The 23,725-nt window shown below is 65.9% G+C and carries 20 protein-coding genes; 17 read left to right on the forward strand and 3 right to left on the reverse strand.

Annotated elements, in window-relative coordinates; all coding sequences use genetic code 11:
* Positions 1 to 37 precede the first annotated feature (37 nt).
* Positions 38 to 2,050, reverse strand: a complete 2,013-nt coding sequence (locus BN1132_RS03880) for a methyl-accepting chemotaxis protein (RefSeq protein WP_042075187.1) — start codon at positions 2,048 to 2,050, stop codon at positions 38 to 40.
* Positions 2,051 to 2,307: 257 nt separating this feature from the next.
* On the opposite strand from BN1132_RS03880, the gene hinT reads away from it, so the two are divergent.
* The 9 genes from hinT (at position 2,308) to secF (ending at position 10,444) form a co-directional block, all read left to right on the forward strand.
* Positions 2,308 to 2,658 (forward strand): purine nucleoside phosphoramidase, encoded by a 351-nt coding sequence (gene hinT, locus BN1132_RS03885; RefSeq protein ID WP_042075189.1) that lies wholly within the window; start codon positions 2,308 to 2,310, stop codon positions 2,656 to 2,658.
* On the forward strand, positions 2,658 to 4,070 hold the full coding sequence (locus BN1132_RS03890) for a COG3014 family protein (RefSeq protein ID WP_042075191.1): 1,413 nt from the start codon (positions 2,658 to 2,660) through the stop codon (positions 4,068 to 4,070). Before hinT ends, BN1132_RS03890 begins: the two co-directional genes overlap by 1 nt.
* A gap of 69 nt (positions 4,071 to 4,139) precedes the next feature.
* The gene (locus BN1132_RS03895) at positions 4,140 to 4,538 is read left to right on the forward strand and encodes a YcfL family putative periplasmic lipoprotein (RefSeq protein ID WP_042075193.1); all 399 of its coding nucleotides are present in this window, start codon (positions 4,140 to 4,142) and stop codon (positions 4,536 to 4,538) included.
* Positions 4,538 to 5,134, forward strand: a complete 597-nt coding sequence (gene lpoB / locus BN1132_RS03900; protein ID WP_042075196.1) for a penicillin-binding protein activator LpoB — start codon at positions 4,538 to 4,540, stop codon at positions 5,132 to 5,134. The genes BN1132_RS03895 and lpoB overlap by 1 nt, the downstream gene beginning before the upstream one ends.
* Positions 5,124 to 5,984, forward strand: a complete 861-nt coding sequence (locus BN1132_RS03905) for a phosphotransferase (RefSeq protein ID WP_042075199.1) — start codon at positions 5,124 to 5,126, stop codon at positions 5,982 to 5,984. The genes lpoB and BN1132_RS03905 overlap by 11 nt, the downstream gene beginning before the upstream one ends.
* Positions 5,985 to 6,034: 50 nt before the next feature.
* Positions 6,035 to 6,895: a DUF6279 family lipoprotein gene (locus tag BN1132_RS03910; protein ID WP_042075201.1), complete on the forward strand. Its 861-nt coding sequence runs from the start codon at positions 6,035 to 6,037 to the stop codon at positions 6,893 to 6,895.
* Between the two features lie 108 nt (positions 6,896 to 7,003).
* A complete protein-coding gene (locus BN1132_RS03915) occupies positions 7,004 to 7,471 on the forward strand; it encodes a hypothetical protein (RefSeq protein WP_042075203.1) in 468 nt (155 codons plus the stop codon).
* A 146-nt stretch (positions 7,472 to 7,617) separates the two neighbouring features.
* Entirely contained in the window at positions 7,618 to 9,420 is a 1,803-nt protein-coding gene (gene secD, locus BN1132_RS03920) for a protein translocase subunit SecD (RefSeq protein ID WP_042075205.1), read from the forward strand.
* A gap of 109 nt (positions 9,421 to 9,529) precedes the next feature.
* Entirely contained in the window at positions 9,530 to 10,444 is a 915-nt protein-coding gene (gene secF, locus BN1132_RS03925; RefSeq protein ID WP_209428946.1) for a protein translocase subunit SecF, read from the forward strand.
* 66 nt (positions 10,445 to 10,510) lie between these two features.
* On the opposite strand, the gene BN1132_RS03930 is transcribed toward secF, so the two are convergent.
* Positions 10,511 to 11,113 (reverse strand): DUF924 family protein, encoded by a 603-nt coding sequence (locus BN1132_RS03930; protein ID WP_042075206.1) that lies wholly within the window; start codon positions 11,111 to 11,113, stop codon positions 10,511 to 10,513.
* Between the two features lie 265 nt (positions 11,114 to 11,378).
* Here BN1132_RS03930 and BN1132_RS03935 point away from each other — a divergent pair, with 265 nt between their 5' ends.
* From BN1132_RS03935 to BN1132_RS03965, 7 genes are all read left to right on the forward strand, one after another.
* On the forward strand, positions 11,379 to 12,293 hold the full coding sequence (locus BN1132_RS03935; protein WP_042075209.1) for a DUF808 domain-containing protein: 915 nt from the start codon (positions 11,379 to 11,381) through the stop codon (positions 12,291 to 12,293).
* Between the two features lie 171 nt (positions 12,294 to 12,464).
* A complete protein-coding gene (locus BN1132_RS03940) occupies positions 12,465 to 14,255 on the forward strand; it encodes a M3 family oligoendopeptidase (protein WP_042075211.1) in 1,791 nt (596 codons plus the stop codon).
* 80 nt (positions 14,256 to 14,335) lie between these two features.
* Positions 14,336 to 16,144 (forward strand): M3 family oligoendopeptidase, encoded by a 1,809-nt coding sequence (locus BN1132_RS03945; protein WP_042075212.1) that lies wholly within the window; start codon positions 14,336 to 14,338, stop codon positions 16,142 to 16,144.
* Between the two features lie 185 nt (positions 16,145 to 16,329).
* A complete protein-coding gene (ycfP, locus tag BN1132_RS03950; RefSeq protein WP_042075214.1) occupies positions 16,330 to 16,869 on the forward strand; it encodes an alpha/beta hydrolase YcfP in 540 nt (179 codons plus the stop codon).
* A gap of 74 nt (positions 16,870 to 16,943) precedes the next feature.
* Positions 16,944 to 18,236: an NAD(P)/FAD-dependent oxidoreductase gene (locus BN1132_RS03955; RefSeq protein WP_042075216.1), complete on the forward strand. Its 1,293-nt coding sequence runs from the start codon at positions 16,944 to 16,946 to the stop codon at positions 18,234 to 18,236.
* 158 nt (positions 18,237 to 18,394) lie between these two features.
* Positions 18,395 to 18,712, forward strand: coding sequence for a heavy metal-binding domain-containing protein (locus tag BN1132_RS03960; protein ID WP_042075218.1), 318 nt, complete (start codon positions 18,395 to 18,397; stop codon positions 18,710 to 18,712).
* 158 nt (positions 18,713 to 18,870) lie between these two features.
* Positions 18,871 to 19,884: a S66 family peptidase gene (locus tag BN1132_RS03965; RefSeq protein WP_042075220.1), complete on the forward strand. Its 1,014-nt coding sequence runs from the start codon at positions 18,871 to 18,873 to the stop codon at positions 19,882 to 19,884.
* 88 nt (positions 19,885 to 19,972) lie between these two features.
* Here the strand turns inward: BN1132_RS03965 and BN1132_RS03970 are convergent, their stop codons facing one another.
* Positions 19,973 to 22,234 (reverse strand): LTA synthase family protein, encoded by a 2,262-nt coding sequence (locus BN1132_RS03970; RefSeq protein ID WP_042075222.1) that lies wholly within the window; start codon positions 22,232 to 22,234, stop codon positions 19,973 to 19,975.
* 249 nt (positions 22,235 to 22,483) lie between these two features.
* Between BN1132_RS03970 and BN1132_RS03975 the strand changes: the two genes are divergently transcribed.
* Positions 22,484 to 23,566, forward strand: a complete 1,083-nt coding sequence (locus BN1132_RS03975; protein WP_042075224.1) for a protein kinase family protein — start codon at positions 22,484 to 22,486, stop codon at positions 23,564 to 23,566.
* Positions 23,567 to 23,725: the final 159 nt, after the last annotated feature.

Consider the following 23,725-nt stretch of genomic DNA (forward strand, 5'->3'; position numbering starts at 1 on the left):
CGCTGTTGCGGGGCCTTGTCATTGGGGGGGGCGCCCCTCAGGCGCTGAGCCGGAAGCGCTGCACCAGAGTCTCCTGCTGCTCGGCCAGGGAGTCGAGCTGCTGGCTGGTCTCGGCCACCCGCTCTATCCCCTGGTAGTTGAGATCCGAGATGTCGGAGATGCGGTTGAGGTTGGTGGCGATGTCCGCGCTGGTGGCCTGCTGCTGCTCGGCGGCGGAGGCGATCTGACTCGACATGTCGCTGATGAGCACCACGATGCCTTGCACCTCCTCCATGGCGTTGTTGGCCTGGGAGCTCTGATCCACGCAGCTGTCCATCTCGCGGGAGCACTCCTGCATCACGTTGACCGCCCGGGCGACCCCCTGCTGCAGGTTCTCGATCATGGTCTGGATCTCGCTGGTGGACTGGGCGGTGCGCCCGGCGAGGTTGCGCACCTCATCCGCCACCACGGCGAAGCCGCGACCCTGCTCCCCGGCACGGGCCGCCTCGATGGCGGCGTTGAGGGCCAGCAGGTTGGTCTGCTCGGCGATGCCGCGGATGACGTCGAGGATGTTGCCGATCTGGCCGCTCATGGCGCTCACGTCGCCGATCACCTTGCCGGTCTGCTGCAGCTTGCCCGCGAGCTGATGGGTGGTGGTGATGTTACCTGCCATCACCTTGCGACCCATCTCGGAGGCCTTCTCCACGTCCATCACCCGCTCCAGGGTCTGGTTGGCGGCCTGGGCCACCTCCCGCACCGAGGCCTCCATCTGGGTCATGGCGGCGGCGACCGAGGCGGTCTCCTGGCGCTGTTTCTCCAGATCCGCCCGCACCGATTCGGTGGTGTGGCGGTTGTCGTGGGCGGCGCTGTTGAGCTGGTTCGAGGCCTGGGAGAGCTGCCTGAGCACGTCACCCATCTGGTGGATCAGCAGGTTGATCTGGCTGGCGAGCTGGCCGAACTCGTTCTGGCTCTTGAAGCCGACGCGCTGGGTCATGTCCCCCTGGGTCACCTCGGTCAGCACCCGCAGCAGCTCCTTGAGGGGCTGGCGAATGGCCTTGCCCAGGGTGAAGGCCACTAGGATGGCGACGAAGATGGCGATGGCGATGCTGATCCCCTGGGTGAGGGTGCTCTGGGTCTGCACCCGATCGGAGGCCTTGATGCTGGCGTTCATCAGTTGCTGGCTCTGGGCCGTGATCCCCTCCAGCTTGTTCTGGATGCCAAGGATGAGCTGGCTCGCCTGCCGGCTCTGCTCGCGCATGGCCTGCTGCTGTTTCATCAGGGCCAGGTACTGGGCCAGCACCCCTTCGTTGCCCGTGGTATCGCGCACGAACCCGTGGACGTAGTGGCCCATGTTGTTGTCGAAATCCTTGAGCTCCCCCTGGAGATCCTTGATGGTGCTGTTGAAGCTCTCGATCTGCATCTTGTTGCGCTTGAGCGCCGCCTCTATGGGGGCGGGGATGCTCTGGTTCAGGGCATCCATGGTGGAGAGCTCGATGGCGGAGAGCTTGGTGGTCAGGGTCTCGGAGAGCATCTTGATGAAGCTGTCGTCGACGGTGACCATCATGTCGCCGAGGTTCTTCTTGAACTGGGGCAGGCTGACCTGGAACTGGCCCTTGGCCAGATTGACCTTGTGCAGCCGGGTGAGCAGGGCCTCGTGTTCGCCGGGCAGGGTCTGGGTCAGCTGCAGGTAGTCGTCGACCAGCTTGCCGAGGGCCTGCATGTCACCCTGCAGCTGGGGGTGGGCCGCCACCTGCTGCTTGAGGCTGGAGAGCATCTTGTCCACCTGGTCCTTGGCCTGCTGCAGTTCGGCCACTTCCTCGGGCAGGCGCTTGAGATCCTGCTCGGTCAGCACGTCGGTGAGCCACTTGTTGGCGCTCAGCAGGCTGATCTGGGTCTGGCTGCTGGCGAGCACCAGCGGCATGGACTCCTGGGTCACCTGATCAAGGGCGCCGCTGAGTTCGCTCTGGCCGCGAAAGGTCAGTACCGCGCTGGCCACCATGACGGCGACCAGGATGGCAAAGCCCAGATAGACTCTCTGTAAGATCGAGAGGTCTGACATTGTTTGTTTCATTATTGTCCCGCTGTCTGTGCAAAAGTCCCTTGCCTGAGTACCCCGTCCCTTTGATACCCTGCATGCCTCGCAGGGTGCGCTGCCGTGGCAGTAGGGACGACATCCTCACTATCGGTATTCTTCACAATAACTGAAGGGATTGGGACAACGGCTGTGTCAAATGTCGGCTTGTGTCACACTTGGCGGGCCGTGGCGGCATTTTTGGGAGTCGCTTGAGTTTTGTGTTAAATTTTCTTTTTCATATAAAGGAGTTACCCATGGCGCAAGAAACCATTTTCAGCAAAATCATCCGCAAGGAGATCCCCGCCGACATCCTTTATCAAGACGATCTGGTGACCGCCTTTCGCGACATCCAGCCCAAGGCCAAGACCCACATCCTGATCGTGCCGAACGTGCTCATCCCCACCGTCAACGACGTGGAAGCGGATCACGAGCTGGCGCTGGGCCGGATGTTCACCGTGGCCCGCAAGCTGGCAAAGGATGCCGGGATCGCCGAGGACGGCTATCGCCTCATCATGAACTGCAACCGCCACGGCGGGCAGGAGGTCTACCACATCCACCTGCACCTGGTCGGTGGCCAGCCCCTGGGACCCCTGCTCAGCCTGTGATGCGTCCCGCCTCGCTGACCGGCCTGCTGTTGGCCGGTCTGCTGCTGGGGGGCTGCGCCTCCCAGTGGAAAGACATCTTCGTCTCCTATTCGGATCAGATGGTACCCCTGCGCAACGCGCTGCTGCTGGGTCAGGCCGCCGAGGCCCTGCCCGAGGTACGCGAGTCGACCCCGGGGGACGACACCTATGTGCTGGACCAGCTGGAGAAGGGGCGCATCGCCTGGCTGGCGGGCCAGGATGGAGTCAGCAAGCAGGCCTTCGCCGCCGCCGATGGTCGCCTCGCCTGGGAAGACAATCAGGCCCAGTACCGCCTGAGCCATGGGCTGGCCCAGGCGGGCAGCCTGCTGACCAACGATCAGACCATGGCCTACCGGGCCCCGGACTACGAGCGCACCATGCTGCACCACTACCTGGCCCTGGGGTACCTGCAGCGGGGGGATGCCGAGGGGGCCCTGGTGGAGGTGCGCCGCGCCAACCAGGTGCAGGAGCAGGCGCTCAAGCGCCGGGCCGACGAGGTGCAAAAGGCCGGAGAGGAGGACGAGGCAGGCGGGGAGATGCGCCAGCAGATGTCGCGCGCCGCCCCCGAGCTGGATCGCCTGATCGGCAAGGTCAAGAACGGCTTCCAGAACGCCTACACCTTCTATTTTTCCGGCGTGCTCTACGAGGCGGCGGGGGATCTCAACGACGCCTGGGTGGACTATCGGCGCGGCTACCAGATAGCGCCGGACAACCGGAGCCTGCAGGATGCCTTGCTGCGCCTGGCTGTGCTTAGGGGCTCGCCCGATGAACTCAAGGAGATCGAGCAGCAGGTGGGCCGCAAGGCGCCGCCCCTTGCCAAGGGCGAGGGGCAGGTGGTGGTGCTGTTTGAAGATGGCCTCATCCCGGCGCGGCGCGAATTCTTCCTGCCGCTGCCCCTCTCCACCTCGGGCGGCGATTTTCGTACCTTTACGCTGGCTGTGCCCTATTACGACAATCGGGCCAGCGACACCGGGCCCCTGACCGTCACCCTCGGCCAGCGGGTCGAGCAGACCAGCGAGCTGGTGCGGCTCGAAGCCCTGGCCGCCAAGGATCTGCAGGAGCGGCTGCCGGGCATGCTGACCCGCCAGGCCCTGCGGCTGGTGGCCAAGGAGCAGATGCGGCGCGGCGCCGCCAAGGAGGGGGGGGATGTGGGCAACATCCTGGTCGGGATCTTCAACACCCTCTCGGAGCGGGCGGATACCCGCAGCTGGCTGACCCTGCCCGCCCAGGCATCGAGCTGGCAGGGGAGGGTGACGGCGGGAGAGATCACCCTGACCCTGGGGGCGGGCAGTGCCATGCGCACCCTGCCACTCAGCGTGCACGCCGGGCGCACTACCCTGGTGTGGGTGCAGCGCCTGGGCGCCGGTCTGACGACCCGGGTGCTGCCCCTGTGAGGGCCTCCCGGCAATGGCAATCCACCTGAGTGACCGGTCTGGCCAAAGGCCGCCGGCGAGGAGAACAAGATGAAAGCACAAGGGTTGGCCCTGGGCCTGGTTCTGCTGCTGACGGGCTGCGCCACCAATACCTCCGGCATGGCGCTCTATGGCGCGCCCGGGGCGGCGGCGGTGGCGGAGCAGCACCAGAACGTCGACGTCACCCTGACCGAGCTGAGCCGGCGCCAGCAGAACGGCCTGTTGCAGGTCAACGTGGCGGTGGCCAGCACCCAGCGCGGTGACAACAAGCTGCAATATCTCTTCTACTGGTATGACGAGGCGGGGCAGGAGCTGGCCAGCGACGGCCGCGGCTGGACACCCCTCAAGCTGCACGGCTACCAGACCCGCACCCTGTCCGCCCTGGCGCCGAGCCCGGCCGCCCGGGGCTACCGGATTTACGTACGCGAAGTGATTGAGGAATCCTACTGATGAAAATGAATCATGCCCTGCTGATCTTGAGCTCTGCCCTGCTGCTCGGCGGCTGCTCCAGCACCACCGTCAGCTATGGCGATCCCACCGAGACCGAGACGGTCACCGTGGATTACGGCTCAAGCGACCTGCAGGCCATCGCCGACAAGATGGCGGACTCCATGCTCGCCTCGCCGGCGACCGCCGAGATCACCGCGGGGGGCCGCCCCGTGATGTTCATGGACAGCATCCGCAACAAGACCTCGGAACACATCGACACCGAGGCCATCACCGACACCCTGCGCACCAAGCTGCTGCGCGCCGGCAAGTTCCGCTTCGTGGACATGAGCAAGGTGAGCGCGGTCAAGCAGCAGCTCGAGTACCAGCAGGGCAGCGGCATGGTGGATCCCGCCACCATGGTGCGCCTGGGCAAGCAGACCGGGGCCCGCTACATGGTCTATGGCAACCTCGCCAGCATCGTGAAGGACAACGGCAAGGTGAAGGACGTCTACTACCAGATGACCATGCACCTGATGGATCTGGAGAACGGCGAACTGCTGTGGGCCGATCAGAAAGAGATCCGCAAGCAGGCGAAGACCTCCACCTTTGGCTGGTGAGGACCCGCGCGGGCAGGGGGATCTGGCGGAGCTGGCGCTGCTCGCCAGCCTGCCGGCCCCCTGGAACCAGGGGCGCCTTGAGCCGCTGGCGAGGGGGCTGACCAACGGCAACTACCGGCTCAGCCTCCCCTCGGGAGAGTACGCCTTCCTGCGCCGCGGCCACCCGGATCCGGTGCGCCTCGGCATCGATCGGGCCACCGAGTGGCGGCTCTATCAGGGGGCGGTGGGGCAGGGGCTGGCACTGCCCTGTCATCACGGCGATCCCGCCAGCGGCCTGATGCTGCTGGCGTGGTGCGACGAGCCGAACTGGGCCGAGCAGCCGCCCGCGCCCGAGGCGCAGCCCGCCCTGCTGGCCGGGGTGCTGGGGCGCCTGCACCGCCTGCCGGTGCCCAAGGTGGTGATGGCGGTGCGGGCCCACAGCGCCGGCTATCGCGCCCGTCTGGCCCGGGTGCCGGCCTGGCTGCCGGCGCTGGAGCGGGCCCTGCTCGCGAGCCGGGAGCCGGACGATTGCTGGCTCCCTTGCCATCACGATCTCAATCCGGCTAACTTGTTGGGACCTCGGCCCTGGGTCATCGACTGGGAGTACGGCGCCGCCGGTCATCCGGGCTTCGAGGTCGCCAGCATTCAGCGCACCCATGGCTGGAGCGAAGAGCAGCGGCGTCAGTTGGAGAGCTGCTATCTTGAAGGCATGGGAACGCATAAGCTGCTCAATGCCAAGGGATTTCAGGCCGATGCCTTCCTGCCCTGGGTCGATTACATCGGCCTGCTGTGGGCGCTGCTGATGGCCGAGCGGCAACCCGGGCCCGAGTATCAGGCCCTCATCGACACGAACCGCCAGCGCCTGGAATGAATCCGGCAACGGCATGACTGACGCTTGTTTTCAATGAATGGGAGGCATGCATGGTGACCACATTCTCATGGCGTCAACCTCGTAGCTGGAGCCTGCTGCTGCTCTGCCTGCTGCTGACGGGTTGCGCCACCCGGGTGATCTACTACTGGCTCGACTCGGCCATCGTCTGGCAACTGGACGACTACTTCTCCCTGAACCGCAGCCAGAAGACCCTGCTGGATCAGGAGGTGAAGGGGCTGATGGCCTGGCACCGGCAGCATGAGCTGCCCCTCTACGCCCGGGATCTCGATGCCCTGGCCAGGGCGGTGGCCAGCCCCATGACCCCGGCCCAGGTCACCCTGCACCTGGACAGAACCCAGGCGAGCCTGACCCGCACCCTGGAAAACGCCATTCCCCGCACGGTGCGCCTGGCCAAGACCCTGACCGACGACCAGGTGGCGCATTTCATGGCCGATCGGGTGAAGCGCCAGCAGGAGCGCCAGCACGATTTTGCTACCGAGTCGAAGGCCGAGATGATCAAGGGCTTTCGGGAGAAGATGAACGAGCGCCTGGTGTTCTGGATTGGCAAGGTGAAACCGGCCCAGGCGCCCCTCGTCAACCAGTGGGCCGAGTGGCAATACGAGATGATGGCCCCCTGGCTCGATTTCCAGGAGGCCTGGACCAAGGAGCTGGACCGGCTGATGAAGCAGCGCCAGAGTCCGAATTTCGGCCAGGAGCTGACCCGGCTGCTGCAGCAGGGGGACGGCCTGATGGACGGTCGCTTCACCGGCTATACGGACCAGTCACGCCAGCGCACCATCCAGTGGCTGAGCGATCTCAGCCAGTCCATGGATCTCTCCCAGCGGGCCCATCTCTATACCCTGCTCAAGGACTATGCCGAGGACTTCGAGGGCATGACCCGCAGCCGCTGAGGGCGAGGGACCAGAGCGCAAGGGCGGCGGGCCTTCGGGCCTGCCGCCCTTGTTCTTGTGGGGCAGGCTGTGGTAGCTTGCCCTTTCTATTGTGTGGGAATTAACTTTTTGAGCCTGACCGACAACGTGAAACTGGCGGCGATGACCCTGCTCATCACCCTCGCTCTGTTGTTCTCTACCCTCTCGGTGGAGGGGCTCAGGGTTCCCGCGTCCCAGCCCTCGGCCCAGCAGGCCCACTCGCTGGCGGAGGGGGCGGCGCCTGCCGACGCAAGCCCGGCGGCCCACGGTGTCAGCGGCAGTGACGACGGCATCGTCAAGTTCGTCGGTTCCCACCAGAATCACCTGCTGCGCCTCGAGCACTCCCTGAGTCGCGATCATCAGCCTGGCAGCGTAGTCTACGAGCTGGTGACGAGCTGGTCCCAGCAGGCCATCCTGCTGTTGTTGTGCGGCCTGCTGCTCTATGCCGCCCTGTCGTATCCCCGCACCAGTTTCCGCGACAGGTTTGCCACCCTTCATCAGCGGCGCTTGCAGCGCCGACATCTGCAGTATCGCTTCGCCCAGAGCTTCCTCGCCTGATCCCGATGGGGTCAGCTTGCCACCTGTTGCCTCATCTTCTCTCTGTTGCTGTTCACCTTCAGTGAACGGCTAGGCTGTCTTGTTTCATTTTTTGCACGGTGCGACGTCGCGTCGCCCCCTGCCATCGCCTGACAGAGGCCGATTTCATGAGAAAAAAGAGTCATACCGTCCTGAACCGCATGAGCCTGTGGCAGTACGCCCTGCTGCTGCTGATGCTGGTCACCTTCGCGTTCTATTCCCTGCCCACCTTCTTCGGTGAGCAGCCCTCCCTCGGCCTGCACGGTCAGTCGCGCCTGAGCGACGCGCAGCGCACCCTGCTGGCCGACAACCGCATCGAGCCGCTCAAGCAGGTCGCCCAGGGCAATCGGATGGAGCTGGTGTTCGCCAGCCAGGGGGAGCAGCAACTGGCCAAGCAGTTGCTGGAGCAGCAGGGGCTGGACAGCGCCGCCCTCACCCTGGAGTTCTACTCCAATGCCCCGACCTGGATAAGCCGGCTCGGCGCAGACCCCATCAAGCTCGGGCTGGACTTGCGCGGCGGCTCCCAGCTGCTGATAGGGGTGGACGTGGATTTCGTCATCAACAACCAGACCAAGAACCTGGTGGATACCCTGCGCACCCGCTTTCGCGAGGCAAACCTGCGCGGTGCCAGCGTGATGCGCACCGCCCAGGGGAGCGTGGCCGTCACCCTGCCCGACGTGGCGGGGCAGGAGGCCTGGCTCGCCATCATCAAGGAGAGCGCCGGTACCCGCCAGGATCAGTGGACCCTGGCCCGCTCCGGCAACGCGCTGACCCTGGTGCTGAGCGAATCTGAACGCACCCTGCTGGTGAACAACGCCGTGACCCAGAACCTGTCGATCCTGAAAAAAAGGATCAACGAGCTCGGCATCGTCGAGGCCTCGGTGGTGCGCCAGGGGCAGGACGGCATCCGCATCGAGCTGCCGGGGGTGCACAACCCCAGGCAGGCGAAAGAGGTGATCGGCGCTACCGCGTCCCTGGCCTTCTACGAGGCCAAGGCCGACAGCCGCTTCGTGATGGCGGATCGCAACGGCCAGTCGGTGGGACTGGCCCGCCAGCCGGTGCTGAGCGGCGAGCACATCGTCGATGCCCGCGCCAACATGGGGGAGATGGGGCAGCCCCAGGTCAACATAGTGCTCGACACCCTGGGGGGGAGCAAGATGAACCAGTTCAGCCGCCAGCACGTGGGCAAGCCCATGGCCACCGTCTTCACCGAGTACAAGACCAACGCCGAAGGCAAGCTGCGCGCCCGCAGCGAGGTGATCAACGTCGCCACCATCCAGACCGCCCTTGGCAACCAGTTCCGCATCACCGGGATTGGCAGCCTGCCAGAGGCCCAGGAGCTCGCCATGCTGCTGCGGGCCGGTGCCCTCACCGCGCCGCTGAAGATCCTGGAGGAGCGCAGCATTGGCCCGACCCTGGGTCTGCAGAACATAGAGGCGGGCTTCACCGCTCTGGCGTTCGGCATGGCGGGCATGATGCTGTTCATGATGGCCTGGTATCGCAAGTTCGGCTGGGTCGCCATCACGGCGCTGGTCGCCAACCTCTTGATGCAGGTGGGGATGCTGGCGGTGCTGCCGGGGGCCGTGCTGACCCTGCCGGGGATCGCCGGACTGGTGCTCACCGTGGGCATGGCGGTGGATACCCATGTGCTCATCTTCGAGCGGATCAAGGACCGGCTGCGGGAGGGGGGGACCCTCGCCAACGCCATCGACTTTGGCTATCGCTCGGCGTTTCGCACCATCTTCGATGCCAACATCACCACCCTCATCTGCGCCGTGGTGCTCTATGCCATCGGCTCCGGGCCGCTGCAGGGCTTCTCCATCACCCTGATCCTGGGCCTCATCTCCAGCATGGTGACCGGCATCTGGGGCACCCGCGCCATCATCAACCCCCTGTGGGGCAACAGCCGCGCCAGGCTGCTGAGGGTATGACCATGAACCGACTTCATCACCATGACGCCGCGCCTGTGAGCCTGCCTGGCCTGCGCACCGACCGCTTCCTGCCGGGAAGCCTGAACCACCTGACGTCGAGGGAAGAACAATGCTGAGAATGATCCTGGCCATGGGGCTGACCCGCTGGCGCTATATCGGGCTGTGGGCCTCCGTGCTGCTGACCCTGGCCTGCGTGGCCGTCCTTGCGGCAAAAGGGCTTGCCCTCGGGCTCGATTTCACCGGCGGCATCCTGCTGGAGTTTCGCATCCAGACCCTGAAGGAGGCCCACGAGCTCAACGCCCTGCTGACGGCGCCCCTGGCGGGCGTCGTGGAGCTGCACGGCGCCGGTGTGCCCGGCGAGTGGCTCATCAAGCTGCCCCCCCACGCGCTGCCCTGGGCGGCGGAGGATCTGGCGACCATGCTGGGGCAGCAACTCGCCCTGCCGGTGGAGCTCTTGCGCACCACCATAGTCGGGCCCCAGGTGGGCGCTGAGCTGTTCCAGCAGGGGATGCTGGCGGTGCTGGTGGCCTCCTTGGCCATCTCCGCCTACCTGGCGGTGCGCTTCGAGTGGCGGCAGGCCATCGGCATCCTGGTGTCCGTACTGCACGACGGCCTGGTGGCGATCGGGCTTCTCGCGCTCTTTGACATCGAGTTCGATCTCAACGTCATCGCGGGCCTGATGGCGGTGATAGGCTACTCCCTCAACGACAGCATCGTCATCTCGGATAGGCTGCGGGACTTGCTGGGCTCGCGCACCCCCATGGGGATCCACGAGTGCTCGGACGTGGCCATCAAGGCCACCTTCAGCCGCACCATGATCACCTCGGGCACCACCCTCTTCACCGTGGGGGCTCTGCTCCTGTTCGGCGGGGACGCCCTCTACGGCTTCTCCTTCACCCTGTTCGCCGGCATCCTGGTGGGGACCCTCTCCTCCATCACGGTGGCCTCCACCGTGCAGGAGCTGCTGGGACTCTCCCCCCAGGCCTACCAGAAACAGGAAGAGGAGCTGGCAGAGGCGGCATGACCGCAGGCCAAGCCATGAGAAACGGGCCCTAAGGCCCGTTTTTTTATGCGCGTCTGGCCGCGCGGCTCAGAAGCCGGAGCCCGGCTGGCGCAGAAATTCCACCTCCTCCGGGGTGCTCTCGCGCCCCAGGATGGCGTTGCGGTGGGGGAAGCGGCCAAAGCGCTGGATGATGACCTGATGGCGGCGGGCGAAGTCGGCGAACCCCTCGAAGGTCTCCCGGGCCGGGTCCTGTGCCTGCTCGGCGGCCAGCGCCTCGAACAGGGCCACGCTTCTGGCCTGCTGTTCCCGGGACTCCGCGTGCTCCAGGGGCAGATAGAAGAAGACCCGGGCCAGCGGCGAGAGCCCCCTGTCCGCCCCGAGCGACAGCCCCTTGAGGCACAGAGCCCGCGCCTTGTCGTCCTGGGTGAAGGCGGCGGGGGTGCCGCGATGGAGGTTTCGCGGCAACTGGTCGAGCAGCAGGATGAGCCCCAGGCGGCCCGCGGGGTGATCCGCCCAGTGGGCGAGCTCGCCCGCCGCGGCGCTGGCCGCCAGCTCGCCGAAGCGCCGGGCCAGCAGGGCGTCGGTCTCGCTGCTCTTGCCCCACCAGAGGGGGGCCTGGCGCGCCGCACGGCGGGCGTCATCGGCATCGTCACCAAACCAGAAATCGATCAGAGGTTGCCAGGGTTGCATGGAAAACTCCTCGGGCCCGGGGCCTTGAAGTGAACATGGGGCAGGGGAACCCTGCCATGGGGGGCTGCCGACATGGTGGCTTCCCGTTACACTGTGCCATCTTTTCCCGAAATAGGGATCCCCCTTCGGCCGGAACCCTTGCCGGTCCTGCCGGGCGACATTGCCAGCGTGCCGGGCGACGTGGCGCTGATGACCAAGGTCGTGGCCAACAAGGGCGCGGTGTGCTTCGGGAAGCTCTCTTCCACTGACATAAGGATTCTCTGATATGGCCGGAACCAGTTTGTTGGCCCTGCTCGACGATATTGCTAGCGTGCTCGATGACGTGGCGCTGATGACCAAGATGGCGGCGAAGAAGACCGCCGGGGTGCTGGGGGACGATCTCGCCCTCAATGCGGAGCAGGTCTCCGGGGTGCGGGCCGAGCGGGAGCTGCCCGTGGTGTGGGCGGTGGCCAAGGGGTCGTTTCGCAACAAGCTCATCCTGGTGCCTGCCGCCATCGCCATCAGCGCCCTGGTGCCCTGGCTCATCACCCCGCTGCTGATGCTGGGGGGGGCCTACCTCTGTTTCGAGGGGGCCGAGAAGCTGGCGCACAAGTTCCTGCCCCATGAGGCCGGAGAGGAGTCCCAGGCCGTCCCCATCCCCGACGATCTGGCGGCCTTCGAGCAGCAGAAGATCAAGGGGGCCATCCGCACCGACTTCATCCTCTCCGCCGAGATCATCGTCATCGCCCTCGGCACCGTACAGGGGTCGAGCCTGGGGCTGCAGATCGCCGTGGTGGCGGGCATCGCCCTGCTGATGACCATAGGCGTTTACGGCCTGGTGGGGCTCATCGTCAAGCTGGACGACATCGGCCTGCACCTGCTGCAGGCCCCCGATGCCAGTGCCCTGCGCCGCGCCCTGGGGCGAGGTCTGCTGGTCACGGCGCCGCGCCTGATGCACCTGCTGGCCCTGGTCGGCACCATCGCCATGTTCATGGTCGGCGGCGGCATCCTGGTCCACGGCTGGCCCTTCGTCCACCACCTGATCGAGGGGGCCGCGGCGGCTGTCGCCTCCCTGCCCGGCATGGGGGCGGCCCTCGCCCTGGTGACGCCGACCCTGCTGAACGCCCTGGTGGGGGGGCTGGCTGGCCTGCTGCTGGTGCTGGCCATGACCCTGGTGAGCAAGCTCAAACCCGCCAAGTAAGGCGTTGTTGTGCGGGGCAGCCGACAGGGGCCGTCGCACCGCGCCTTCCTCGTGATTCCGGTTGCCTCGAATGGGGGCTAGGCAAGTGCCTGGCCCCCTTCGTACTATCCGGGCTGTCACCCGCCCGCAGAGGCGGGGCCCCGATATGGACGCAAACAGACAAGGACAACCATGAAACCACCCGTTTGGCAGGATGATCACATCTATGCCGCCCCCGACGATACGGCCATCGACGCCGCTTTCTCGCAGGCCGCCCGCGCCCTCACCGGGCTCGACGCCCTGCTGGCTGACCTGCCGGATCCCGCTCACCCCATCCCTGACCCCAACGCCCTGCGCCACCTGCTGCGGGCCATCCGACGCCAGGCCAATGGGGTGAAGACCCTGGCCTGGAACAGCCAGACCTATGGCTACAACCGCCTCAGCCGGGACGGTCGCGACGAGGCCGCCAGGGTGCTGCTCTCCCGGGGCCAGCAGCTGCAGGCGACCCTGGCCCAGCGCTGCAAGCCGGTGGCCCTGTTCTGGGTGCGTGCCCCCGAGGCGCTGGTGCGCACCCTGCTGCAGGATCCCGAGCTGTTCGAGCTGGCCTACCACATCCATCACGACAGGGCGCAGCAGGGTCAGTGGCTGTCGCTCGAGAGCGAGCAGCTCATCGAGGGGCTGGCGGTGGACGGCCTGCAGGGGTGGGGGGATCTCTACGACAACCTGGTGGGCCGGCTGATGCCGGTGGTGGAGGGGGTTCCCATGGGGCTGGCCCAGGCGGACAACCTGCTCGCCCACCCGGACAGGGCACGCCGCGCCGCCGCCTGGCACGCCATCCAGACCGCCTGGGCCGCGGAGCAGGAGACGGTGGCCGCCATCCTCAACGCCATCAACGGCTGGCGCAACGAGATCGTCCGTCAGCGCGGCAGGGGAGGCAGGCTGGATGCCCTGGCGGTCTCCTGCCATCAGGAGCACCTCACGGGCGCCACCCTGGAGACCCTGATGGTGGCGGCCGACGAGCACAAGGCGCTGGGGCGCCGCGCCCTGCGGGCCATGGCCTGTGCCCGGCAGATCACCGATTTTGCCCCCTGGGATCTCTATGCCCCGGCCCCGCTCGCCGTGCAAGGCAGGATGAGCTTCGAGCAGGCGCTGGCTCTGGTGGTGGAGGCCTTTGCGGCCTTCGATCCCGAGATGGGGGCCTTCGCCCGCATGATGGCGGATCGGGGCTGGATAGATGCCGCCCCGAGCGACCACAGACGCAGTGGCGCCTACAGCACCGAGTATGCCGACCCGCCGGAGCCGCGTGTCTTCCTCACCTTCGAGGGGACCATGGACAACGTCATCACCCTGGCCCACGAGCTGGGCCACGCCTGGCACAGCTGGCTCTTGCGAGACCTGCCCCTGGAGCAGCGCGACTACCCCAGGACGCTGGCGGAGACCGCCTCCCTCTTTGCCGAGACCCTGGTGCGCGATGCCCTGCTGGCCGCCACCGACAAGGTGGAGCAGCGCCGGGCCATCGCCTGGCTGGACGGGGAGCGGGCTGCGAGCCTGCTGCTCGATATCCCAGCCCGGTTCACCTTCGAGCGGGCCCTGGTGGCGGCGCGGGAGCAGGGGTATGTGGGGGCGGGCCAGCTGCGGGAGATGATGAAATCGGCGCAGCAGCAGTGGTATGGTGACGCCCTCAGCCAGTATGACGAGCTGTTTTGGGCCAGCAAGGGCCATTTCTCCATCGCCGAGTCCGGGTTCTACAACTACCCCTATCTGTTTGGCTATCTCTTCAGCCTGGGGCTCTATGCCCAGCAGGCGCGGGCCGGGCGGGCGTTTGTCCCCGCCTATCGCGCCCTGCTGCAAGATACCGGCCGCATGAGCGCCGAGGCGCTGGTGGAGAAGCACCTGGGGGTCGACATCCGTGCGCCCGGGTTCTGGCAGGAGAGCCTGCGTTATGTGGAAGAGGCGGTGGAGCGCCTCGAGCGGCTGGTGTGAGGCCAGCCCGCGAAGTTCGTGGCCCTCGGGTCACCCCGGTTTCACGACGGGCCTGGCCCGTCCCTGACGATGAGCGTTCGATGCAACAACGAGTCTACCCACAGCAGTGGCAAAATGAGCATATCTACCCCTCCCTCGACAGCAGCGTGCTGGAGGCGGACATGAGCCTGGCCCGCGCCAGCCTGGCGGAGCTTGGCGGCTTTATCGAGGGGCTGGCGCAGGCGCAAACCAGCCTGCCGGCCCTGCAGGACTTCCTGCGGGAAGTGCGCCTGCGGGCCCGGCGCATTCGCGACATCGGCTGGAACATCGCCGTGCTGGCGGCCTGCAAGGGGAGCCAGGATGCCCGGGACGGGCTGGCCAAGCAGCAGGCCTCCCGCGCCCGCGCCCTCAACGCCGATCTGTTCAAGACGCTTGCCCCCATCGACGATCTGATGCTGGCGCTACCTGCGCCCGAGTTTGAGCAGCTGATGGCCGATCCCCTGCTGGGGGAGGAGGCGTACCGGCTGCGCCATGAGCGCCGATTGCAGGATCAGCGCCTGCCGGTGGAGGCGGAGCAACTGGTCATCGGCCTGGGCACCGACGGCCTGCACGCCTGGGGCAACCTCTACAACGATCTGGTGGGCAAGATCCGGTTGGTGATCGACGGCCGCGAGATGGGGCTGGCAGAGGCGAGCAACCTGCTCTCCAGCCCGGATCGGGCCCTGCGCAAAGAGGCCTTCGATGCCATCAGCGCCGGTTGGGAGGGGGAGCAGGAGACGGTGGCCGCCATCCTCAACGCCCTCAACGGCTGGCGCCTGGAGCTCTCGCGCCAGCGCGGCAAGGTTCGGACCCTCGATGCCCTGGATCTCTCCTGCCACCAGAGCCACATCGAGCGGGCGACCCTGGATACCCTGATGCAGGAGACCTGGCAGGCCCGCCACCTGGGCCAGCGGGCCCTGGGGTTGATGGCCGGGCGCCTCGGCCTCGAGGTGCTGGGGCCCGAGGATCTGTTTGCGCCGCCCCCCGCCGCCAGCCGCCGGGAGATCCCCTTCGAGGAAGCGATCGGGATCATCGCCGAGGCCTTCGCCCGCTTCGACCCCGAGATGGGTGACTTTGCCCGCATGATGGCCGAGCGCGGCTGGATCGATGCCGCCCCCACCCCGAACCGGCGCACCGGTGCCTATTGCACCAAGTTTGCCGAGCCGGTGGAGCCGCGGGTCTTCATCACCTATGCGGGCACCATGGACAACGTCATCACGCTCGCCCACGAGCTGGGGCACGCCTGGCACAACTGGCTCATCCGGGACTTGCCCATGAGCCAGCGCAGCTACCCCATGACGCTCGCCGAGACCGCCTCCATCTTCGCCGAGACCCTGGTGCGCAGCGCCCTGTTCGAGCAGGCGCAGAGCCCCGAGGAGCGCCTTGCCATCGCCTGGGCGGAGGCCGACGGCGCCGCCACCTTCCTGGTCAACATCCCGGCCCGCTTCGACTTCGAGCGCGCCCTGGTGGCCGAACGCGAGTCGGGCTATGTCTCGCCGGCGCGGCTCAAGGCGCTGACCGACGAGGCCTGGGGACGCTGGTATGAAAAGAGCCTCAGCCGCTATCACCCTATGTTCTGGGCCGCCAAGGCGCACTTCTCCATCGCTGGCTTCGGCTTTTACAACTACCCCTATCTCTTTGGCTATCTGTTCAGCCTCGGGGTCTATCAGCAGCTGATGGGCCGCCAGGCGGCGGGGGAGGAGAACGTAGCCGGGGCCTATCGCGCCCTGCTGCGGGACACCGGCCGCATGAGCGCCGAGGCGCTGGTGGAGAAACACCTGGGGCAGGACATTCGCCAGAGCGCCTTCTGGCAGGGGAGCCTGGCCCTGGTGGCCGGCGCGGTGGAGCGCTTCGCCCAAAGCGGCGGCTGAGTCACGACAGACCCGGTTCCCGCCATGTTCCTTGCAGGGGCATGGCGGGGCAAAGGGTTCTGTCCCGCGGTTTTCCGGCCCGGACGGGCGTGATCCAAAGCAAGAAAGTCAGATGTTTTGGTGGCGCAAGGCCCTGTCGCTGGGGTAGTTTCGATAGAACCGACACAGTTTTTGAGGTCTTGTCCATGATCATCTATCTGCATGGCTTCGATGCCACCAGCCCCGGCAATCATGAAAAAGTGCTGCAGTTGCAGTTTATCGATGATGATGTGCGCTTCGTGCACTACAGCACGGTTCATCCCCGCCACGACATGAGCCACCTGCTCAAGGAAGTGAAGAAACAGCTCGACATGAGCACGGACCCCAAGCCCCTCATCTGCGGCGTGGGGCTTGGCGGCTACTGGAGCGAGCGGATCGGGTTTCTGTGCGGCATCAAGCAGGTGATCTTCAACCCCAATCTGCACCCGGAAGAGAACATGCAGGGCAAGATCGACAGGCCGGAGGAGTACGAGGACATCGGCACCAAGTGTGTAACCGAATTTCGTAATAAAAATTCAGGAAACTGCCTGTGCATCCTTTCCGTCCGGGATGAAATCCGCGATAATCGGGACACTGAACGTGAATTGAAGAACTATTACGACATCGTATGGGATGAGCGCGAGACCCATAAGTTCAAGAACATCTCGCACCATCTGCAACGGATGAAGGCCTTCAAGGAAGCCTGAGCCATCACGTCAACCGATTTCGTTTTAGGGAGCCAATGGCTCCCTTTCGTTTTGAGGAACCAAGGAAAATCATCATGATGAATATTGTCGTTGTAGGCGGTGGCGCCGGCGGTCTCGAGCTTGCGACCAGCCTGGGTCGCAAGCTGGGCAAGAAGAACAAGGCCAAGGTCACCCTGGTGGATCGCAACCGCACCCACCTGTGGAAACCCCTGCTGCACGAAGTGGCCACCGGCTCCATGGATGCGGGCATCGATGCCCTGAGCTACCAGTCCCACGCCAAGAACCACGGCTTCGAATTCCAGCTCGGCAGCCTGACCGACATCAAGCGCGACGAGAAGCGCATCGTGCTGGCCCCCATCCACGACGACAGTGGCGCCCTGGTGGTCAACGAGCGGGAAGTCCCTTACGACATCCTGGTGATGGCCATCGGCTCCGTCTCCAACGACTTCAACACCAAGGGCATCAAGGATCACTGCATCTTCCTGGACAGCCCCTCCCAGGCGCACCGCTTCTACAACAGCATGATGAACCGCTTCCTGCAGTTCGCCACCGAATACCAGCCCGGTGACAAGGTGAAGATCGCCATCGTCGGCGGCGGCGCCACCGGCGTCGAACTCTCCGCCGAGCTCTACAACGCGGTGGAGCAGCTCTATGCCTACGGCTTCAAGAATCTCACCACCGACAGCCTCAAGGTGACCCTGGTGGAAGCGGGCCCCCGCATCCTGCCGGCCCTGCCGGAGCGCATCAGCGGCTCCGCCCACCAGGAGCTGGTGAAACTGGGCGTGGACGTGCGCACCGCCACCATGATCACCGAAGCGACCGCCGAGGGTCTGCACACCAAGGATGGGGAGCTGATTGAAGCAGACCTCATGGTGTGGGCCGCGGGCATCAAGGCGCCGGACTTCATGAAGGAGATCGCGGGCCTCGAGACCAACCGCATCAACCAGCTGGTGGTGCACGAGACCCTGCAGACCACCCGCGACGAGAACATCTTCGTCATCGGCGACTGCGCCGCCTGCCCGCAACCGGACGGCAAGTTCGTGCCGCCGCGCGCCCAGTCCGCCCACCAGATGGCGACCCAGGCGTTCAAGAACATCCTGGCCAAGATGAACGGCGGCGAGATGAAGCCCTACCGCTACCACGATCACGGCTCCCTGGTCTCCTTGAGCCGCTTCTCCACCGTGGGCAGCCTGATGGGCAACCTGATGCGGGGCTCCATGATGGTGGAGGGCTACATCGCCCGCCTCGTCTACATCTCCCTGTACCGGATGCACCAGGTGGCCCTGCACGGCTACATCAAGACCGGCCTCATCATGCTGGTGGGCCGCATCAACCGGGTGCTGCGCCCGAGCATGAAGCTGCACTGAGCGGTATTGGTAGACACTCAGATCAGAAGGAGAGGCCAGGCCTCTCCTTTTTTATGGCCGAAGCGGTGCGGCAGATCCCGAAGTGGCGCGGCAGGGGGATGTCCCTTGGCGACGGTTTGGGGTAGTCTGAAACCCGTTTTCACCCCAAGGAGCGCAAGATGATCCTCTCAACCACCCCCACCCTGGAAGGCAAGAGCATTCGCGAGTACCGCGGCATCGTCGTGGGCGAAGCCATCCTCGGCGCCAACATCTTCAAGGATCTGTTCGCAGGCATCCGCGACATCATCGGCGGTCGCTCCGGCGCCTATGAAAAGGAGCTGGCCCGGGCCCGGGAGATCGCCTTCGAGGAGCTCAGGGAGCGTGCCGCCGCCCTGGGGGCCAACGCCGTGGTCGGCATCGACATCGACTACGAGGTGGTGGGCCAGAACGGCAGCATGCTGATGGTCAGCATCAGCGGCACCGCCGTGGTGGTGTGAGCCCGTTTTCACCCCTTGCCAGCCAGCGCCCCGAGCCGATCCTGAGATCGGCTTTTTTGTGCGTGTTTTCCACTGGTCTGGTGAATGAGAGATGGATTAGGATGAGACCTCTTACCTGGGTTTTCCCGGCGCCCCCTCTTGGCTACAGAGATCTATCCATGACCTTACTCAGGCCGCCGGGGCTCAAACCCGGTGACACCATAGGTTTTTTCTCTCCTTCCAGCGCAGCGACCGCCTGGGCCCCCCACCGTTTCGAACGCGCACAGCACTTCCTGGCCGCGCAAGGCTTCGGGCTCAAGGCCGGCGCCCTGACCGGTGCGCAGGATCACTGGCGCTCCGGCTCCATCGCGGCGCGGGCCGCCGAGCTCAACGCGCTGATCCGCGACCCGCAGGTGCGCGCCATCATGTCGGTCATCGGCGGCAACAATTCCAACTCCCTGCTGCCCTATCTGGATTACGAGGCGCTGAAACGGGATCCCAAGATCCTCATCGGCTACTCCGACGTGACGGCGCTGTTGCTCGGCATCCACGCCAGAACCGGGCTGGTCACCTTCTACGGTCCGGCGCTGGTGGCCTCGTTCGGCGAGTTGCCCCCGCTGGTGGACGAGACCCTGGCCGGCTTCCTGCCGATCTGCATGGCCGGTGGTGCAGAGGTGCCCCACCGGCTGCCGACACCGACGCACTGGAGCGAGGAGCGGCTCGATTGGGAGCACCAGACGCGTGCCAAACGGTGCCATCCCAATCGGTTAGTCTCGGTGGGAGCGGGCAGGGTGCGGGGCCGGCTGATGGGCGGCAACCTCAACACAATGGCGGGGATCTGGGGCTCCCCCTATATGCCGCAGATCAAACAGGGGGACATTCTACTGCTCGAAGACAGCCTCAAGTCAGCCGAGACGGTGGAGCGGGCCTTTGCCCATCTCAAGCTATGCGGTGTCTTTGATCTGATTGGCGGTCTGATCCTCGGGAAACATGAGCAGTTCAACAGCCAGGGCAGCGGCAAGCGGCCCCTCGATATCCTGCTGGAGGTGGTGGGGGAGCCGGGCTTCCCCATACAGGCGGAGTTCGACTGTGCCCACACCCACCCCATGCTGACGCTGCCGCTCGGCATCCAGGCCGAGCTGGATCTCGATGGCCAGAGCCTGACCCTGTTGGAGCCCTGGCTCGGCGAGTGAGCCAGCCCCGGCTGCCATAGTCGCATCGGCACATAGACAAAGAGGTCGCCCAGGCGACCTCTTTGTCTATGTGCCGCGGTAGCAGGGCTCAAGGCAGGGCATCGGCCCGGAAGCTGGCGCGGATCTGTGGCACCAGGGGGGAGGGGTCGAAGCCCTTCTCCTCCCCGAGCACAGGGTGCAGCAGGGGCTTGTCCTCTATGGGGGTGAAGTCCCCCGCCAGCAGCGCTCGGGTGGCCTGACCCATCTGGTAGAGCTGGCGCACCGGGGCGAACTGGCGGGCGAGATCGAGCCCCTCATCGGCGCGGGTGAAGGCCATCATGGGGATCTGGTAGGCGGCGTCCCGGGGCGGCTTGGCGCCGTGGATGCCCTTGCCCGCCGACATCAGGAAGGGTTGGTGATCCCCGAAGGCCACCACCAGGTAGCGCTTGCCGGAGCGATCGAGCGTCTTGAGCAGCCGCTCCAGGGAGGCCATGGCATCCACCACCCCGGTGTAGTAGGTGTTGAGCAGCTGCCGCTCCGCCGGGCTCTGATCCGGGCAGGCCCGATCGATCTGCTGGGCCCGATAGCGATCCCCGTCGAAGGGGCCGTGCCCCTGCATGGTGACCGCGTAGGCGAAGAGGGGCCCGTCGTCCTGCGCCGTGCGTTTCAGCAGGTGATCGATGAGGGCATCGTCCGAGATATAGAGCCCCTTGTGCTCCAGGCTGGTGAAGCGGGTGTCGAACCAGCGCTCCTCGTAGCCGAGCGACGGGATCGCCTTGGCACGGCCCCAGAATTTCTCCACATAGGGGTGGGCGAACAGGGTCTGGTAGCCGCTCTGCTTCGCGCTCTGGGCCAGCCCGGGCACCTGGTTTGACAGGTAGTAGTAGGGCACCACCCCCTGCTTGAGCAGGCCCGCCGGCAGCCCGGTGTTCATCTCGAACTCCGCCAGCACCGTCATGCCCCCCGTGGTGGGGGAGTGGATGGTCTTGTGCCACTGCGCCACCCCGGCGGGCAGGTTCAGGGTGGGGGCGGGGGCGCAGATCCGGCCCTGCCAGTCGAGCCAGAGCGACTCGTATTGCAGCACTATCACCAGATCGAAGCGCGGTGGCTGGCCCAGGGCCGGCTGGCTGAGCTCGGGAGTGCGCTCGTTGATCTGCAGGGGGTAGCGAAAGACGTTGCCGCTTTGCAGCATCTCGTCCACCAGGTTGAACAGGTAGAGGCCGGGACCGGCACGGATGATGTCCCTGTGGTAGTTCACCGCCCTGTCGACGTAGCGGATGTTCGCCCCGAGCAGCTTGTTGCCGGTCTGGGTGGCGAACACGCACAGGGCGAAGAAGGCGGCGGTGGCGGCGGCCGTGCGCAGGATCCAGCGGGACAGGGCGAAGCGCCAGCACAGGTACAGCAGCCCCAGCACGGCCAGCACCGGCAGCACCGGGTGTTGATCCAGCAGGATGTGGAGCAGGGCCAGCAGGTTGCCGAGATCGTCCCCCCCGAGCGGCACCCCGTAGATGGCGATCTTCATGAAGTTCGCCAGCAGGCCTATGCCTGAGAGGGCGGTAAAGACCAGCCCCATGTAGAGGTTGAAGCCCGCGAGGGCGCACAGGCTCCAGCCCAGCACCATGCTGCCCCAGGCGAGATAGTAGTGTTCAGGCCGAAAGCCGGACCAGAACAGAAACTCCCCCAGCTTGAACACCACGAAGCCGTGCAGCAGCACGAAGGTGAGGTTGCCGAGCAGCAGGCTGCCGAGGATCCGCGAGCGGTAGCTGCGGCGCAGCCGCGGCATCAACACCCTGAGCATGGCGGCGCTCATCAGCAGCACCAGCAGCAGGCTGGTCATCAGATAGGTCAGGTTGAAGCCGCGTTCCGGCAGGGTCTGCAGGATCTGGCTGTACTCCCCGCTCTGCGGCCGATCTTTCAGCAAGAGGCCGATGCGCAGCTGATAGCGGCTGTCCAGGGCATCATCCGGCGCCCGCAGCGCACTGTTGAGATCCAGGGTGCAGCGCTCCTGGCGGCACTTCTGGCGCTTCTCTGCCGCCTGGCTCAGCTGATCGATGCGAACACCCCTGTCGTTGAGCAGCTCCACTCGCACCTTGTCCCCCTCCTGCAGCGGCTTCAACAGTTGCCACTGGCTGCGTACCACCAGATAGAGGCCACGGCTGTCGCTCTTGTAGAGCAGGCTGTAGCGGGAGAGGGTGGCGATGGGCTGATCCGCGGGCCCCAGGATCAGCGGTTGCGCCCGCCCGAGCCAACCGACGGGGTTGAGCAGCGGCAGGGTCAGGGTCAGCAGCAGCAGGGCGGTCAGTCCCCCAAGCAGCCATCCGGCCAGGGGCCGGGACGGGGAGGGGCAGTGACCGGAGACGGGGGCATTCATAGGGGCTCATCCTTGGAGCGGGCACGGCAGCAACGCTGCATCTATTTTGACCAGATGGTGAGGGGCTTGTTCCTCGATGTCAATTCAATGACAAGGGGATGAATATTTCGTGACGACCGTGACTTGCAAAATGTGATCCCGATCCGCCAGGGGGGCTCATTCTGTGATGAAAGCGTCATCATGGGGCTTTGCCGCTGGTCTGCCGCCGTACCGCTGTTTAGTCTCAGAGCAACGGTTGGAGGTACATGTATGAATCCCAAGGTTGCGGCGCGTCAGGCCAGGTTGCTCCAGATGCTGGAGAACAAAGAAGAGATCCGGATCGGGCGGGAGCGGGACTGTCCCTTGCCGCTGGCCCAGCTCATCAGGCTGACCGAGGATCACCCGGCGGTGATCAGGGCCTATGGCCACGGACTCACCGCCGAGGTGTTTCATCTCAAGGTGGAGGGCCATCACTGGTGCCTGAAACGGTGCCGGCAGGACTCCCTGGTGGCCAATGTGGACGGCAAGACCGCCTTTCTCACCGAGCTGGAGCGCCGCCGGGAGATCGAGTCCCTGCGGGAATTGCACCCCACCATCCTCGCCAACGTGGTCTGTACCAGCTTCGGCTCAGCCCGGGCCGGGGTGCTGGTCTCCCCCTGGCTGCGGGGCGAGCCGGTGCGCGAGCTCTGCAAGCGCAACCTGGCGCAGATGCTGGCGGTGGAGGCCGAGCTGGCACGCTGGGGCTGGTTTGACTGGGATCCGAGCCCGGGCAACCTGCTCGACGACGGTCAGCAGATCTCGGTGTTCGACTTTGGCTACATGTGGCCCTTCGATCCCCTGCACGAATTCAACTCCAACGGTCTCACCGACCCCGGCTTCCACGTGCCGGAGCGGCTCGAGACCCGCACCCTCTCCGGGCTCTGGCTGGATGTGGCCGACCCCCTGCCGCTGTTTCGCCACTGGCGCGAGCTCTGCTTCGCCTGGGCGAAGGGGGAGCTGCAATACCTGTCGCGAGAGGGGGCGAGCGCCCCCGTGCTGGCCCGCATGCAGGGGCTGGTGGGGGAGTGGAGTGCGGCGCTGGCAAGCGACGAGGCGCTGGCGGCCAACTGGTGGCGCGACATGTACCGCAGCCACCGGCTCGACATCCAGGACGATCTCAGCGGCAAGAGCTGCGGCCCGCTCACCCTGCGCCGCCTCGACTGGCTGGAGCTGGCGGTGCGGGATCACTTCCCGGCGCTTGCCGAGAACCTGGAGCACGATGAGGCCGGGCTCGGTCAGGCCGGTCTGTTGCAGCGGCTGGGGGGGCTGCGCGAGCAGATCCGGGCCAACCTGCTGCCGCCCGCGCGATCCTAGGGCATACCTGAACGACAAGAGGGGCGCCGCGGCGCCCCTCTTTGTTGTCGGTCTCGTGGTGGCTCCAGAGAGGGAGGATGGATGTCCCTCAAGCCCCTGCTCCCGCGAGGGAAGCAGGGGGGCCCGCCAGGTTTGTCCAGGCCAGGAGAAGAGCGTTGC

This window comes from Aeromonas sanarellii (assembly GCF_000820085.1).
Lineage (GTDB): Bacteria > Pseudomonadota > Gammaproteobacteria > Enterobacterales > Aeromonadaceae > Aeromonas > Aeromonas sanarellii.

Bases quoted from the DNA above. Each gene is read 5' to 3' on its own strand.
- BN1132_RS03965 (WP_042075220.1), top strand. From the start codon at position 18,871: ATGACCTTACTCAGGCCGCCGGGGCTCAAACCCGGTGACACCATAGGT.
- BN1132_RS03935 (WP_042075209.1), top strand. From the start codon at position 11,379: ATGGCCGGAACCAGTTTGTTGGCCCTGCTCGACGATATTGCTAGCGTG.
- BN1132_RS03945 (WP_042075212.1), top strand. From the start codon at position 14,336: ATGCAACAACGAGTCTACCCACAGCAGTGGCAAAATGAGCATATCTAC.
- BN1132_RS03880 (WP_042075187.1), bottom strand. From the start codon at position 2,050: ATGAAACAAACAATGTCAGACCTCTCGATCTTACAGAGAGTCTATCTG.
- BN1132_RS03970 (WP_042075222.1), bottom strand. From the start codon at position 22,234: ATGAATGCCCCCGTCTCCGGTCACTGCCCCTCCCCGTCCCGGCCCCTG.
- lpoB (WP_042075196.1), top strand. From the start codon at position 4,538: ATGAAAATGAATCATGCCCTGCTGATCTTGAGCTCTGCCCTGCTGCTC.
- secF (WP_209428946.1), top strand. From the start codon at position 9,530: ATGCTGAGAATGATCCTGGCCATGGGGCTGACCCGCTGGCGCTATATC.
- BN1132_RS03890 (WP_042075191.1), top strand. From the start codon at position 2,658: ATGCGTCCCGCCTCGCTGACCGGCCTGCTGTTGGCCGGTCTGCTGCTG.
- BN1132_RS03940 (WP_042075211.1), top strand. From the start codon at position 12,465: ATGAAACCACCCGTTTGGCAGGATGATCACATCTATGCCGCCCCCGAC.
- BN1132_RS03895 (WP_042075193.1), top strand. From the start codon at position 4,140: ATGAAAGCACAAGGGTTGGCCCTGGGCCTGGTTCTGCTGCTGACGGGC.
- BN1132_RS03955 (WP_042075216.1), top strand. From the start codon at position 16,944: ATGATGAATATTGTCGTTGTAGGCGGTGGCGCCGGCGGTCTCGAGCTT.
- hinT (WP_042075189.1), top strand. From the start codon at position 2,308: ATGGCGCAAGAAACCATTTTCAGCAAAATCATCCGCAAGGAGATCCCC.
- BN1132_RS03930 (WP_042075206.1), bottom strand. From the start codon at position 11,113: ATGCAACCCTGGCAACCTCTGATCGATTTCTGGTTTGGTGACGATGCC.
- BN1132_RS03975 (WP_042075224.1), top strand. From the start codon at position 22,484: ATGAATCCCAAGGTTGCGGCGCGTCAGGCCAGGTTGCTCCAGATGCTG.
- secD (WP_042075205.1), top strand. From the start codon at position 7,618: ATGAGAAAAAAGAGTCATACCGTCCTGAACCGCATGAGCCTGTGGCAG.
- BN1132_RS03910 (WP_042075201.1), top strand. From the start codon at position 6,035: ATGGTGACCACATTCTCATGGCGTCAACCTCGTAGCTGGAGCCTGCTG.
- BN1132_RS03960 (WP_042075218.1), top strand. From the start codon at position 18,395: ATGATCCTCTCAACCACCCCCACCCTGGAAGGCAAGAGCATTCGCGAG.
- ycfP (WP_042075214.1), top strand. From the start codon at position 16,330: ATGATCATCTATCTGCATGGCTTCGATGCCACCAGCCCCGGCAATCAT.